This is a genomic window from Aestuariimicrobium sp. G57 (assembly GCF_050110855.1).
Lineage (GTDB): Bacteria > Actinomycetota > Actinomycetes > Propionibacteriales > Propionibacteriaceae > Aestuariimicrobium.
In genome coordinates this window covers 433135-447482 of sequence record NZ_JBNINW010000003.1, presented here as the reverse complement: position 1 = coordinate 447482, position 14348 = coordinate 433135, and the positions used below count along the sequence as shown (strand labels likewise).

Annotated in this window: 14 protein-coding genes; 8 read left to right on the top strand and 6 right to left on the bottom strand. The window is 68.7% G+C overall.

Going from position 1 to position 14348, the window contains the following annotated elements; translation table 11 throughout:
* The first annotated feature begins 4 nt into the window (after positions 1-4).
* The 5 genes from dnaJ to ACQCX5_RS09155 all read left to right on the top strand — a co-directional run bounded on the left by dnaJ (position 5) and on the right by ACQCX5_RS09155 (position 5101).
* Positions 5-1162, top strand: coding sequence for a molecular chaperone DnaJ (gene dnaJ, locus ACQCX5_RS09175; protein WP_434541724.1), 1158 nt, complete (start codon positions 5-7; stop codon positions 1160-1162).
* 2 nt (positions 1163-1164) lie between these two features.
* Entirely contained in the window at positions 1165-1581 is a 417-nt protein-coding gene (locus ACQCX5_RS09170; RefSeq protein ID WP_434541723.1) for a heat shock protein transcriptional repressor HspR, read from the top strand.
* A gap of 78 nt (positions 1582-1659) precedes the next feature.
* Positions 1660-3372: a sensor histidine kinase gene (locus ACQCX5_RS09165; protein ID WP_434541722.1), complete on the top strand. Its 1713-nt coding sequence runs from the start codon at positions 1660-1662 to the stop codon at positions 3370-3372.
* On the top strand, positions 3372-4097 hold the full coding sequence (locus tag ACQCX5_RS09160) for a response regulator (RefSeq protein ID WP_434541721.1): 726 nt from the start codon (positions 3372-3374) through the stop codon (positions 4095-4097). The genes ACQCX5_RS09165 and ACQCX5_RS09160 overlap by 1 nt, the downstream gene beginning before the upstream one ends.
* 47 nt (positions 4098-4144) lie before the next feature.
* On the top strand, positions 4145-5101 hold the full coding sequence (locus ACQCX5_RS09155) for an FG-GAP repeat domain-containing protein (protein WP_434541720.1): 957 nt from the start codon (positions 4145-4147) through the stop codon (positions 5099-5101).
* A gap of 87 nt (positions 5102-5188) precedes the next feature.
* On the opposite strand, the gene ACQCX5_RS09150 is transcribed toward ACQCX5_RS09155, so the two are convergent.
* The 6 genes from ACQCX5_RS09150 to ACQCX5_RS09125 all read right to left on the bottom strand — a co-directional run bounded on the left by ACQCX5_RS09150 (position 5189) and on the right by ACQCX5_RS09125 (position 11089).
* A complete protein-coding gene (locus ACQCX5_RS09150) occupies positions 5189-6109 on the bottom strand; it encodes a sugar kinase (RefSeq protein WP_434541719.1) in 921 nt (306 codons plus the stop codon).
* Positions 6102-6734, bottom strand: coding sequence for a bifunctional 4-hydroxy-2-oxoglutarate aldolase/2-dehydro-3-deoxy-phosphogluconate aldolase (locus ACQCX5_RS09145; protein ID WP_434541718.1), 633 nt, complete (start codon positions 6732-6734; stop codon positions 6102-6104). The genes ACQCX5_RS09150 and ACQCX5_RS09145 overlap by 8 nt, the downstream gene beginning before the upstream one ends.
* A 5-nt stretch (positions 6735-6739) precedes the next feature.
* On the bottom strand, positions 6740-7891 hold the full coding sequence (dgoD, locus tag ACQCX5_RS09140) for a galactonate dehydratase (protein ID WP_434541717.1): 1152 nt from the start codon (positions 7889-7891) through the stop codon (positions 6740-6742).
* A gap of 4 nt (positions 7892-7895) precedes the next feature.
* Entirely contained in the window at positions 7896-8708 is an 813-nt protein-coding gene (locus ACQCX5_RS09135; RefSeq protein WP_434541716.1) for a carbohydrate ABC transporter permease, read from the bottom strand.
* A gap of 1 nt (position 8709) precedes the next feature.
* Complete coding sequence (locus ACQCX5_RS09130; protein WP_434541715.1) at positions 8710-9642, bottom strand: carbohydrate ABC transporter permease; 933 nt, start codon at positions 9640-9642, stop codon at positions 8710-8712.
* Between the two features lie 139 nt (positions 9643-9781).
* Positions 9782-11089, bottom strand: coding sequence for an ABC transporter substrate-binding protein (locus ACQCX5_RS09125; protein WP_434541714.1), 1308 nt, complete (start codon positions 11087-11089; stop codon positions 9782-9784).
* Positions 11090-11166: 77 nt separating this feature from the next.
* Here ACQCX5_RS09125 and ACQCX5_RS09120 point away from each other — a divergent pair, with 77 nt between their 5' ends.
* The 3 genes from ACQCX5_RS09120 to ACQCX5_RS09110 are packed head-to-tail and all read left to right on the top strand — an operon-like array spanning position 11167 to position 14313.
* A complete protein-coding gene (locus tag ACQCX5_RS09120) occupies positions 11167-12009 on the top strand; it encodes a FadR/GntR family transcriptional regulator (RefSeq protein WP_434541713.1) in 843 nt (280 codons plus the stop codon).
* Between the two features lie 9 nt (positions 12010-12018).
* Complete coding sequence (locus ACQCX5_RS09115; RefSeq protein WP_434541712.1) at positions 12019-13353, top strand: MATE family efflux transporter; 1335 nt, start codon at positions 12019-12021, stop codon at positions 13351-13353.
* Between the two features lie 45 nt (positions 13354-13398).
* Complete coding sequence (locus tag ACQCX5_RS09110) at positions 13399-14313, top strand: carbohydrate kinase family protein (protein WP_434541711.1); 915 nt, start codon at positions 13399-13401, stop codon at positions 14311-14313.
* Positions 14314-14348 lie beyond the last annotated feature (35 nt).

The window sequence follows — 14348 nt, the reverse complement described above, 5'->3', positions numbered from 1 at the left end:
GACCATGAGCACCAAGGACTGGCTTGAGAAGGACTACTACAAGGTGCTCGGCGTCTCGAAGGACGCGAGGCCGGAAGACATCAAGAAGGCCTTCCGCAAACTCGCCCGCGAGAACCACCCCGACCAGAACCAGGGTGACAAGTCGGCCGAGAAGCGCTTCAAGGAGATCTCCGAGGCCAACACGATCCTGAGCGACCCTGCCAAGCGCAAGGAATACGACCAGCAGCGCAGCCTGTTCGGTGGGGGTGGCTTCCGCTTCCCGGGTGCGGGTGGCGCCACCGGCGGTGGCTCGACGAACGTCAACGACCTGTTCCGTCACGCCACCGCCACGGGGGATTCGAACCTGGGCGACATCTTCGGCAACCTGTTCGGCACCGGTCCCGCACCGCGGCGCAACACACGCAGCCCGCGACGCGGCAGCGATGTCGAGGGCGAGGTCACGATCGACTTCACCGATGCCATCAGCGGTGCCACGGTCGGCGTGCAGATGATCTCGGAACAAGCCTGTGAGGCCTGCCGGGGTACCGGTGCGAAGGCCGGCACCATGCCGCGGGTCTGCCCGACCTGCCAGGGCTCGGGCATGCAGGCGTCCCAGGCCGGGGGAGTGTTCTCGGTCACCGAACCCTGCAAGGACTGCCGTGGCCGCGGCATGATCGTGGACGACCCCTGCGAGGTGTGCAACGGCTCCGGTCGTGGGCGTTCGTCCAGGACCATGCAGGTGCGCATCCCGGCGGGTGTCAGCGACAAGCAGCGCATCCGCATCAAGGGCAAGGGCGGCCCCGGCGAAAACGGTGGTGCCGCAGGCGACCTGTATGTGGTCGTGCACGTGCGTCCGCACAAGATCTTCGGACGCAGTGGTGACAACCTCACCATCAATGTGCCCGTGACCTTTGCCGAGGCGTCGCTGGGCGCGACCATCGAGGTGCCCACCCTGAACGGTGCGCCGGTCAAGCTGAAGTTGGCTGCCGGCACCCCCAATGGACGCACCCTGCGCGTGCGGGGCAAGGGCTCGACCAAGGCCGACGGCACCAAGGGCGACCTGCTCGTGACCGTCGAGGTCGAGGTTCCCGACCACCTGAGTGACGAGGCCAGGAAGGCGTTGGACGACTACGCGAAGGCAGTGGGTGAGAGCAACCCCCGCGCCGGGCTGTTCGGGGGCTGACCATGGCAAACGCACAGATCCAGGTGATCGACCCCGAGGCCGCCATCTTCACCATTTCGGTGGCGGCCAACCTCGCCGGCATGCACCCCCAGACACTGCGCACCTATGACCGGCTGGGGCTCGTCCAACCCCGCCGGGCCAAGGGACGCGGCCGCCGCTACTCACCACGCGACGTGGCACGACTGCGGCTGATCCAGCACCTGTCGCAAGAAGAGGGCATCAACCTCAACGGCATCCAGCGCATCCTCGAAATGGATGCCGAGAATGAACGCCTGCGCGGGTTGCTGGCGCGGGCGATCGACGAACGGGACGATGCACTGGCCCGTGCTTCCAGGGCGCGGGTGTTCACCGCCGAGACCTCGGGTGCGGTGCACCTGGGGCGGGTGCGGCGCGGACAGCTGGCACTGGGGCGCGGCTGAGCCTTCCCCGCCCGGGGGATCGGAACTTCCCCCGCGCGGGGGTGGTGGCACGGGTCGCCCAACGGCCAGAGTGGGGGCATGACCTCGACCCTCGCGTTGCTTCCCCGCGCAGGCCGGTTCGCCCGCCACGCCGGCAGCCGGCTCACTGAGCGGCTCCAACCCTTCCTCGACGCATCCCCGGTCGACCGCCGCCGCGACACCCCGTGGGCGGTCCGACTGGCCGCCTTGGGAGTGGCCGCAGGGGTGGTGGCCGCCGGCCCCCAGCTCAACCAGCTCACCAACGTCGACCCGCTCATGGTTGAGGCCATGGCCCACTCCATGCCCGCCCAGGTCGTGACCATGCTGTTGGCCATCGCGGTGGCAATGTCCTGGTGGCTGCCCGGTCTGGCGCTGGTGCTCATCGGCGCCACGATGGCCCTCTCATCCCTGGTGGTGGGCATCGCCGCCACACCGGTGATCTTCGGCGACGTCAGGCTCGTCCCGGCCGTGCTGCTGCTGGCCGCCTGGCCGTGGTGGTGGCGGCTGCTGGTGCCCGCGACCAAGCACCAGCCCGGTCGTCGGTTGCTCGATGACCACCAGCGCTCATGGGTGGTTCCCGTGCTGGCCCTCACTGGTGTCGCCTACGCCTACTGGCGGGGGATGGGGTCGATGTGGGGCGTCGCGGACAACCCGCGGATGGATTCCTGGGTGAACGTGTTGTTCCTGATGCCCCTGCTCGCCATCGTCATGCCACGGGTGGCGCTGGCCGGCACCCTGCTGGTCGTGGTCGGGTCGTCAGCGGTGCTGACCGCTCCCTCCAGCCACAACCCGGGGCTGGCCGGCTCCCATGCCTGGCCCGAGATGGCGACAGTGGTGCTGATCATGGTGGCGGCCGTCGCCCATCATCGACACCGGTGGGTGGCCTGGCTGGGCTGGGGCAGCGTGGTCGCCCTGCACCTCGCGCTCTATCTCAACTGGGGAGCCATGTTCATGCGCTATGTCGTCACGGTCAAGGACGGCCGGGGGCTGCGCCGCGCAAGTGCCTGGTACGACTTGTTCCTCAAGCTGTGGCCGAGTTACGTAGTGCACGCCATGGTGCTGGCCGCGAGCCTGTTCATCTGCTGGCACATCTCTCGCTCGGTGGCGCTGAAGCAGCGGTCCACCGTGTTGACCACGCGAGAGGCGCAGGTCAGTGAACGTGCCCGGCTCGCCCGCGACCTGCACGATGTCGTCGCCCACCATGTGTCGCTCATCGCGGTGCGTGCCGAGACCGCGCCGTACACCCACCCGACCCTTGACGCCCCCGGACGCGCACTGCTGGCTGACATCGCCACCGATGCGCGCCAGGCCCTCGACGAGCTGCGCGGCGTGCTCGGCCTGCTGCGCCGCTCCGACCTCGAGGGTGGGGACGCCGGAGCGCTCACGGCTGAGACCGCACCCCTGCCGGGCGGCGGTGATCTCGTCCCGCTCGTCGAGCGCAACCTGGCTGCCGGCATGACCATCTCGTTGGCCGACCAGCGCGGCCCGTACACCGAACTTGTCTATGCCTCGAGCCGCGGGCATGTCATCTACCGCGTGTTGCAAGAGGCGCTCACCAATGCCCGCCGCCACGCGCCGGACGAGCCGGTGCTGGTGATCCTGTCCGATGAGGCACCACAACTCGTGGTCACCAACACGCTGCCCGCGAGTCCCGGTCGCGCCACACAGGGAGCCGGCACCGGCATCATCGGCATGCGCGAGCGGGTCGAGGCGCTGGGCGGCCGGCTCGAGGTCACCCGCGACAACGAGTTCCGGGTCGAGGTGAACCTGTGATGCGTCCGGACAGCCTGCCGATGACCCCGCTGCGCACGCCCGACGACCAGGCCAGGCGTCCGATCAGTGTCGCGATCGCCGACGACCACCCGATGATCAGCGCAGGGTTCGCCGCACTGTTGGGCGCGCAGCCCGACATGCGGGTGGTCGGCACCGCCGCCAATGGCCGCGAACTGGTCAGCCTCGCACTGCGCCACCAGCCCGACGTGGCGGTTGTCGACGTGCGCATGCCCGAACTGGACGGCATCTCGGCCACCCGTGAACTGCTGGCGTCCGGGGTGGGCACGCGGGTGTTGATCCTGACCACCTTCGACCTTGATGAATACGTCTATGACGCGCTGCGGGCGGGCGCCAGTGGGTTCCTGCTCAAGGATGTCACCGCCAGCAGGCTGGTCGACGCCGTGCGGCTGGTGGCCGACGGCTCGATGTTGTTGGGCCCGAGTGTGACCAGGCGCCTCGTCCGCGATGTCGCGCTGACAAGGGAATCGACGGCGGACGGACGCGCCGCGGCGACCTTGGCGACGCTGACCCCGCGCGAGCGGGTGGTGTTCGACCTGCTGGCCCGTGGGTTGCCGAACGCCGAGATCGCCGGCGAGCTGATCGTCAGCACCGAAACGGTGAAGTCGCATGTCGCCGAGGTGCTGCGCAAGCTCGGCCTGCGCGACCGGGTGCAGGTGGTGGTCTTCGCCTACGAGAACGGGGTGATCCGTCCGGGCGATGAGTGAGGACCATAGAGTGGGACCTGCCGACCCCTCTTCGAAAGGCATCCCCCATGAAGAAGCTGCTGCGCACCCTCGTCCTCGGCGCCGTCGCCGCTGCCACAGCCCTCGTCCCCCTCGTCGGCAGTGCCACCCGGGCGCACGCCGACTATTCCGGCGTCCTCGGTGACCTGACTGGTGACGGCCGCGCCGACGTGATCGCCGTCGTCTCGCCCACGCGCTGGAGCCAGTCCAATCCCCGGCGCGGCGCCACCGACTACTTCCCGTCGAACGGCACCTACTGGTTCATGGACCTGGTCAAGGTGACCGACGACCACAAGATGCTGATGTGGGCCTCGGCGATGGTGCCGACGGTCGACTTCAACGGTGACCGCAAGGCCGACTTCCTGGTGCGCATGGACGGCCAGTTCCACCTGTACTACAACCTTGGCAATGGGCATTTCTCGAAGGGCCCGCAGGTCGGCAACAACTGGGGCGGCATGGACCAGATCACCTTCGCCGGGGCGCTCAACGGCGACTCGACGCAGTTCGTCATCGCCCGGCAGGTGGTCAGCGGCAACCTGTACGCCTACCGCATGGCCGCCAACGGTTCGCTGTCGTATGCCGGCCAGATCGGACGAGGCTGGGGCAACTTCGACTTCATCATGTCGCCCGGGCAGATGATGGGCGATGCCTTGCACGACCTGATGGCGGTTGACAAGCAGGGCGGGCTGTGGTGCTTCCAGGCGCGCGGCGGTGGCCACATCTCGAACACCGGCCAGTGTGGTCGCGGCTGGACGAACTTCTCGCACGTCTTCTTCCCCGGCGACATGGACGGTGACGGCCTGTATGACCTTGTCGGCGTGAAGAAGCTCACGAACCCCGACAAGTACGGCAACCCCACGGGCGGCAATGACGCGGCCAAAGAGGACAAGGCCCCGCTGTACGTCTACAAGAACCTGGGCGGCGGCAGGTGGGGTCAGGCGCGCATGATCGGCTACGACTTCTACCAGTACGACGTCATCGCCTGAGAGCTTGTCCTCATTGCCCCTGAACGCAACAGTTGCCCTGGTTCCGGAACCAGGGCAACTGTTGCGTTCAGGGGCAATCCGGCCGGTTCAGCGGGCGACGTCAACCCCGGACGAGGCTTCACGTGCCAGCAGTTCAGCACGCGTCGGCAGGCCCTCCCAGTCGCCGCGGTGTGACACCGCCGCACCGCCCATCAGGTTGCCGCGCCGCAGCCGTTCCACCGGTTCCAGACCGTCCAGCAGGCCCGACACGTACCCCGCCGTGAACGCATCACCCGCGCCCACCGGGTCGACCACGGCCAGCGCCTCGGTACCGGCGGTCACAGCGCCAGCCACCGTGTGCAGCCGTGCGCCCTCGGCGCCGAGCTTCAGCACCACCTCGCCGACGCCCCGGCCCAGCGCAGCGTCCACCCCACCCGCCAGCCCGACTTCGTCCGGCGAGCCGATCACCACATCCACGAACCCCAGCACGTCGCCCAGGAACTGCCCCGCAGCGTCCGCCGACCACAACCGCGACCGGTGGTTCACGTCAAAGACCATCGTGGCCCCGAGCTCCCGGGCCCGTTCGGCCACCGCCAGCACCGCCCGCCGTGGCCCGTCGCCCAGCGCCGCCGTGATGCCCGAGAGCACCACCACCCGGGGTGCCGCCGCTTCGAGCAGGGCCACCACCGACTCGTCCAGCTGCGCCGCCGCAGAACCTGCGCGGTGGTAGTCAACCGCCGCGCCGAACGCCTGCGCGGCCAGCAGCATGAACCCGGTGGGGTGCCCGGCATCGACGACCACACCTGAGGTCTCGACCCCCTGCCCGCGCACCTGCGCCAGCACGAGTCGTCCGAACTGGTCATCGCCCACCCGGCTCGACCACGCCACCTGATGGCCCAACCGGGCCAACCCGATCGCGACGTTCGACTCGGCGCCGGCCACATGTGTCGTCCAGGCCGGTGAGGCAGCCACCGGGGCCGCCGCCCGCAGGCTGACCATGGCCTCGCCGAACGTCCAGACCTCAAGCACGGCACGCCTCCACGAACTTCCGCGCACGCGCCGCGAGCTCGTCCAGCGACCCGCCCTTCGCGGCGTCACCCACCAGCGGCCCGCCGATGCCGAACCCGACCGCACCGACAGCCCTGAACGGCTCGATCTCGGCCAGGCCGACGCCGCCCACGGCCACCAGCGGCACGTTCGGCAGGGGGTCGCGCAGCGCCTTCAGGTGCGCCGGGCCACCGTCGCTGGCCGGGAAGATCTTCACGACCGTCGCACCCGCCGCGTGCGCGGCGATCACCTCGGACGCGGTCCACGCGCCACCGACGCTCGGCACATCCTGGGCGTGGGCCGCAGCAATGGCGGGGCACACCCCCGGGGTCACCACGAACCGGGCCCCGGCGCCAACGGCCACTGCCACATCGTCGGCGGTGATGGCCGTGCCGGCGCCCACCCACACGTCGTCGGGCGCCTCGACAGCCAGCTCGTCGATGGCCTCGACGGCGTCCGGGGTGGTCAGCGTCACCTCGAGCAGACGCACGCCCGCGGCGATCAGTGTGCGCCCGATGGGGGCGGCCACGCCGGCGTCCTTGCAGCGAATGATCGCCACCAGCCCGGTCTCGTGCAGTGTCGTCAGGAACTGTTCTTCATTGCTCATTGCAGTCACCATTCCGCGAAGGAACCGTCGGGGTGGGTCCAGATGGGCCCGCGCCAGTTGTGGGGGGTCTTGTCGGCTGCCCGGATGGCCTGCTCGTCCAGCTCGATGCCCAGGCCGGGGGCGTCCCACGCGGTGATCCAGCCGTCGCTGCTCGCCAACACTGACTGGTCGACGACAAGGTCGAGCAGGTCGGCATCGCGGTTGTAGTGGATGCCGAGGCTCTGTTCCTGGATGACGTGGTTGCTGGTCGCGAACCCGACCTGCAGGCACGCGGCCAGCGCGATCGGGCCGAGCGGGCAGTGCGGGGCCAGCAACGCGCCGTGGGCTTCGGCCAGCGACGCGATCTTGCGGGTCTCGGTGATGCCACCAGCGTGCGAGAGGTCGGGCTGCACGACGGCGACGCCGGCCGCCAGCACGGGCAGGAACTCCTGTCGCGAGTACAGCCGTTCACCGGTCGCGATGGGCAGGTGGGTGTGCGCGACCAGGTCGGCGTACAGGTGGCTGTTCTCGGGGACGACCGGCTCTTCGATGAACATCGGCGAGACATCCTCGAGCGCATGGATCAGCTGGCGTGCTGCCGGCAGCGACACCCGGCCGTGGAAGTCGACCGCCACGTCGCCGTCGTCGCCCATCACCGAGCGCGCGGCCTCGGCCCGCGCGACCGCGGCGCTGACCTCGGCCCGGGTGGCGAGCTTGCCGAACGCCGGCGTCGCGTTCATCTTCACCGCGGTCAGCCCGGACGCCTTCGCGGCCGCAGCGGCGTCGGCGATGCCCGAGGGCTCGTCGCCACCGATCCAGCCATAGACGCGGATGCGGTCACGGACCGCACCGCCGAGCAGCTGGTGCACCGGGGTGCCGAGCCGCTTGCCCAGGATGTCCCACAGCGCCTGGTCGATGCCCGAGACGGCACTGGCCAGGATCGGCCCACCGCGGTAGAACGAGCCGTTGGTCATCAGCTGCCACAGGTGTTCGATGCGTCCCGGGTCCTGGCCCAGCACGATCTCGGCGAGTTGGTGCACGGCGGTGCGCACCGTCTCGGAACGGCCCTCACAGGTCGCCTCGCCCCAGCCGACGATGCCGTCGGTCGTCTCGATGCGGACGAACAGCCAGCGCGGCGACACGAGGAAGGTTTCCACGCGCGAAATGGTGTCTGTCACGGACTCAGCCCTTCGTCGCGCCGGCGGTCAGGCCGCTGACGATGTATTTCTGCACGAACAGCGAACCGATCATGATCGGCAACGTGACGACCGTGGTGGCCGCCATCAGGCCGCCCCAGTCGATGCTGGCGTAGCCGATGAAGTCGAAGATGGCCACGGGCAGCGTCTTGGTGTTCGAGTCGCTCAGCACCAGCGCGAACATGAAGTTGTTCCAGCTGAAGATGAACGCCAGGATCGCGGCGGTCGCCATGCCGGGGCTGGCGAGCGGCAGGGTCAGGTGCCAGAACGCGCCGATGGGGGTGAGGCCGTCGACCTCGCCCGACTCTTCGATCTCGGTCGGCAGGCCGTCGAAGAAGCCCATCATGATGTAGACGATCAGTGGCAGCGAGACGAACATGTGCGACAGGATCAGCACCGAATAGCCGCCGACCAGGCCCAGCAGGCTGAACACGTAGTACCAGGGCACCAGCAGCGAGACGCCGGGGATGATGCGGGCCATCAGCACCACGACCGACGACTTGTTCATGGTGAAGCGGCTCATGGCATAGGCCGCGGGCACACCGATCACGAGCGACAGTGCGGTCGACAGGAACGCGACGACGAAGCTGTTCCACACGAACTCGCCGTAGTTGGCCTGCTGGAAGACCGTGCGGTAGTTCTCGAGCGTGGGCGAGAACGCGAACAGGTTCTCGGTGTCGAAGATCTGGACGGTGGTCTTGAACGACGCGATCACCATCCAGATCAGCGGCGCGAGCAGAAAGAAGACGATGGCGATCAGCGCGAGGACGCGGAAGACCTTGTAGCCGGTGGTGGTCATGTCAGGCCGCCTTCTTGTTGCCGCGGGTCAGCGCGAACATCAGGATCACGATGAGCAGGAAGAAGAAGATCAACACCGCCGAGGCCAGGCCGTACTCGTTGTAGTCGAAGCTCAGGCCATAGGCATAGACGTTGAGGGTCTCGACCTCGTGGAAGGAACCACCGCCGCGGCCCTTGGTCGAGTAGAGGATGTCAAACGTCTTGAGCGCGTCGATGCCCCGCAGCAGGATCGCCACGATGACCGTCGAGCGCATCAGCGGCAGGGTGATCTGCCAGAACCGCTGCCAGGTCGATGCGCCGTCGATCTGGGCCGCCTCGTCGGGCTCGTCCGAGAGCGAGCTGAGGCCTGCCAACAGGATCAGCGCCACCATGGGCGTCCACTGCCAGATGTCGATGAACATCGTCGTCCACAGCGCGGTGGATTCGCCGGCGAGCCAGGGCTGGGGCGGGATGCCGACCCAGCCGAGCATGGTATTGGCCACGCCGATGTTGGGGTCGAAGATCAGGCGCCACATCATGCCGACAGCCACGGGGGTGGCCACCAGCGGCAGCAGGATCGCCACGCGCACCCAGCGCTCGCCGCGGAACGGGCGGCGCAGCAGCAGCGCGATGCACATGCCCAGCACGACCTCGACCACCAGCACCACGACCGTGAACAGTACGGTGCGGCCCACGGCGGGCCAGAAGCGGTCGGTGTCGGCGAACATGTCGGTGAAGTTCTCGAGGCCGATGAACTTGCGGTCGGCCTGCACCGAACCCTGGGCATTGGTGAAGCTCAGGTAGGCCGTCCACGCCAGCGGGAAGATGATCATGATCACCGTGAACGCCATCGCCGGCGCGGCGAACAGCCACTTGCGGTGCTTGTTGGCCCACTTGGCCCAGCCGGGCGTCGCCCGTGCGGAATAGGAGCGTTCGCGGGTCGCGAGCTCGGTCATGGAGTCTCCTCAGCAGGAGTGGTCGGGGAGTGCAGGGGCATGCCGGGGCATGCGGGGCGTGCGGGCACGCGCTCGCCAGCGGGAACCGCGCCATCGCCGCGAGGGCGTGGGCGGTTCCCGCTGTCAGGTCAGGGCGGACTTACTTCGCCTCGTCCTCAAGGAACTTCTGGAAATCGGCCTGCGCCTTGTCGATGGCACCGGCGAGGTCCTTGCCGGTGATGCCGTCAACGATGGGCTGCCCGACGATCTCGCGGGCCTTGGCGACCTGGATCACCAGCGGACGGTCATGGCCGACACCGGCCTTCGCGTTCTCGTTGATCGCCGCAGCCAGGTCCTTCGGGAAGCCCGCAGTGCCGGCGGCGTCGCTCCAGGCAGACTGGCGGGCGCTCATGATGCCGCCCTTCTGCAGCTCGAGGGTCTTGGCCTTCGAGCAGGCCCAGGCGATGAACTTCCAGGCGTTGTCCTTGTTCTCGGACTTGGCGTTGACGGCCAGGCCCCACGACGGGATGTTGAAGGGCTTGCGGCCGGCGGGACCCTGCGGGAAGGGCGCGAAGCCGACGTTGTCGGCAACCTTCGACTTGGACGCGTCAGTGGCGTTGGGGTAGAGCACGTCGGCCTCAGTGTAGAAGGCGGCATTGCCCTGGGTGAAGATCGCCATCGCCTCGGGCCACGACATGTCGGTCGACACGTTGGCCGGGCCGGTCTCGCGGATCAGCTTGGAATACATCTCGTAGGCGGCCTTGGCCTCGGGGGTGTTCACGGTGGCGGTCTTGCCGTCCTCGCTGTGGAAGTCACCGCCGTAGCTGTACAGGTAGCTCGAGAACTGGGTGACGGCCGCCGACTTGCCGGTGCGGGCCACGAAGCCGGCCATGCCGGCCTGCTCCTTGGCCTTCTTGGCCATGTCGTACAGCTCGTCCATCGTGTTCGGCGGGGCTGAGGCGCCGATCTTGGCCAGCACGTCCTTGCGGTAGTACAGGCACTCGCGCTCGGTGGTCAGCGGCACGCCGACGACCTTGCCCTCATAGCTGGTCGCCTCGACGGGACCGGGCTGGTAGTCGGCGTGGTCGAAGTCGCCCGACTTCACATTCTCGGACAGGTCGGCGAGCCAGCCGTTGCGGGCGAACAGCTTGCCCTCCTGCAGCGGACGGTACATGAGCACATCGATGTCAGACGTGCCCGAATTGAGCTTCACGTTGTACTGGTCGGACAGCTGGTCCTCGCCGAGCTGGGTGATGGTGACCTTGAGCCCGGTCTCTTTCTCGAAGTCAGGGATGACCTTCTTGATGGCCTCGGTCCAGGGGTGGTTGGACAGGGTCACCTTGACCTCGGTGGACGAGGACCCGGAGTCCGAGCCACAGGCCGACAGGCCGGCCACGGCAGCGGCACCGGCAGGGATCGCCAGGACAGTTCTACGCTTCACTTGGATTTCCTCCGTGAGAACCTGCATCTTCGCAGGGTGGGCATCGTCGCCCTGTCACTAGGATGGAGGAATAAGTCATACTTATGCAAGGGGGTGGCCGGGCAATGATGCCGAATCGAGACATGGTGACGGTTGACGGTCCGTCGGTGCCAGCCGTCGTGCGATTGGACGACGAGCCCATCCACGACCTCGCCCACCCCTCGCTGCGTCGGTATTTTCCCTCGCCAGAGCCAGGTTCGCAGCGGCGAAGCGAGGTCTACGAAGTGATTGGCCAACGCATTTGCGCCGGTCTGCTGCTGCCCGGCACCGTGTTGAACATGGACGAGCTGGCGACGCGCTTCGGCGTGTCGCGGCCGGTGGTGCGCGAAGCCTGTGGGGCCCTGAGTTCGCTCGGACTGGTCGTCTCCCGACGCCGCGTGGGCACGGTGGTGCAGCCACCCGAGAACTGGGAACTGTTCAGCGTCGACATCATTCGCTGGCGCCTGAACTCACCCGGCAGGGCGGCCCAGGTGCTCGAGCTGGCCGAGCTGCGCTCGTCCATCGAACCGGCGGCCGCCGAACTCGCGGCCCTGCGCGCGACCGAGCCCGAGCGGGCCGCGATCGGTGCCTGCCTCGAGGTGCTGTTGACGGCGGGCCGTTCGGGGGACATTCCCGGTTTCCACGAGGCTGACAAGCAGTTTCACACCCTGGTCATGACCAGCGGCCACAACCGGATGTTCGGGCAGATGCACCGCGTGGTCGAAGGGCTGCTCGAGAGCCGCTACCGCCAGGGCCTGATGCCCTCCGAGGTGGCCCAGTGGGCGCTGCGCTGGCATGAGCAACTCGGCCTGGCAGTGGTCGCCGGCGACACGGTGGCGGCCATCGCGTCGGCGCGCAGCATCGTGGCGGCCTCGGCGCAGGAGATGCTCGAACTGGCCAAACTGCCCGCCCCGGACCTACCCGGCTAGGGTGGGCCGGTGACCCAGCAGCCAGCCCAGCACCCGGTGACGCGCGCCCCCTCGGTCCACCGCGAGATCCTGGCCCTGGCGATCCCGGCGTTCGCGACGCTGGTCAGCGAACCGTTGCTGGTCATCGCCGATTCCGCGATCATCGGCCACCTGGCCACCGACAGCCTTGCCGGGTTGGGGCTGGCCGGCAACATCCTGGGGGTCACGGTCGGGCTGTGCATCTTCCTGGCCTATGGCACGACCGCGCAGGTCTCGCGCAACCTGGGTGCCGGACGACGTGGCGAGGCATTGGCGCAGGGGTTCGATGGCATGGTGCTGGCGGCAGCGCTGGGCCTGGTGCTCGCCGTGGCGATGCAGTTCGCGGCGCCGGTGATCATCGGCTGGTACGACCCGGCACCCGAAGTGGCCGGGCAGGCGTTGACCTACCTGCGGGTGGTGTCGTTGGGGCTGCCCGCGCTGCTGGTGATGCTCGCCTCGACCGGTGTGCTGCGCGGGCTGCAGGACACCCGCACGCCGCTGTACGTCGCCATAGGGGTGAACCTGTTGAACATCGGGTTGAACTTCGCCCTTGTCTATGGCGCCCGGCTGGGGCTGTTCGGCGCTGCCATTGGCACGCTGACCAGCCAGATCATTGCCGCAGCCGTGCTCGCGGGCGTGGTGCTGCGCGGTGCGCGGCGCGAACATGCGAGCCTGCGCGTGCGCCCTCAGGGTGTGCTGTCGGCCGCCCGCGGAGGAGTCTGGCTGCTGCTGCGCACCGCCTCGTTGCAGGCCTCGATCACCGCCACCACCGTGGTGGCCACGCACCTGGGCATTGCCGGGCTGGCTGCGCACCAGGTCACCTATTCGCTGTGGACGTTCCTGGCCTTCGCCCTCGACGCGCTGGCGATCGCGTGCCAGGCCATCATCGGACGCCACCTGGGCGCGGGCGATGTGCGCGCCGCCCTGGCGGTGATGCGCACCGTCCTTCGCTGGGGAGTGCTCGGCGGTGCCGTGCTCGGCGCGGTCATCATCGCCGCCCGGCCGCTCATCATGCCGCTGTTCACCAGCGACCCGGCCGTCCACGCGCCCCTGGGGGCGGCGCTGCTGGTGGTGGGGCTGATGCAGCCGCTGGCCGGGGTGGTGTTCGTGCTCGACGGGGTGCTGATCGGCGCGGGCGATGCCCGCTACCTCGCGATCGGCGGGGCGCTGGTGGCGCTGGTGCACGTGCCGCTGGTGTTCGCGCTGGACGCCATGGGGCCCACATTGTGGCAGCTGTGGGTGCTCTATGGCGTGTTCATGCTGGGTCGGGCGGTGGTGCTGGGGCGGCGGGTGCGCACCAACGCCTGGATGCGGCTGGGTGGTTGAGAAGCCGGCTGCGGCTGGGGCAGTGGGCTCGCTAGGCTCGCAGTCATGAACACGGTGCTGTGTCTGGGTGAGGCCCTGATTGATGTCGTCCATTCGCCTGACGGGTCGGTGGCCGAGCATGTCGGCGGCAGTCCGCTGAATGTGGCGGGCGGGTTGTCGCGGCTGGGGCACCCGACGACGTTGGCGTGCTGGGTGGCCGAGGACGACCATGGCGACCTCATTCGGGAATGGCTGGCCGACCATGTGGTGGCGATGGCTGCGGGGTCTGAGTCCGCGGCGCGCACCGCGACGGCTGCCGCGACGCTGGACGCCCACGGCCAGGCGACCTATGGGTTCGACATCGAATGGGACCTGCCGCCGGTTGACCTGGCGGGCGTGGTGCATGTGCACACGGGCAGCATCGCGGCGGTGCTGGCTCCGGGGGCTGACAAGGTCTTTGACGCGTTGGGGCAGGCGGTGGCGGCGGGTGCGACGATCAGCTACGACCCGAACATGCGGCCAGCGCTAATGGGTCGTCCGGAGCTGGTTCGGGATCGGGTCGAGCAGATCATTGCGCTGGCTGACCTGGTGAAGGCCTCGGACGAGGACATCGCCTGGCTCTACCCGGGGCAGGACGCCGGTGAGGTGTTGCAGCGCTGGGCCGGGTTGGGTGCGGGGCTGGTGGTGATGACGCGCGGCGGTGAGGGCGCGGCGTTCGTCCGGGGTGATGACGTGGTCGCGGTGGCGCCACGGCGGGTGAGCGTGGGCGACACGGTCGGCGCTGGTGATTCGTTCATGGCGGGGCTGGTCTCGGGGCTGCTCGATGCGGGGTTGTTGGGGGCCGGACGAGGGCAGTTGGCGGCGGCTGGTGGTGCGGGCGCCGGCATCGACGCAGCACTCGACCGGGCCGTGGCCGCCTCGGCGCTGACGGTCACCCGACGCGGTGCCTATGCGCCGACGCGCGACGAGCTGCAGGCCTGAAAACCACGGCATCTCTGGTCGATCCAGCACCGTCT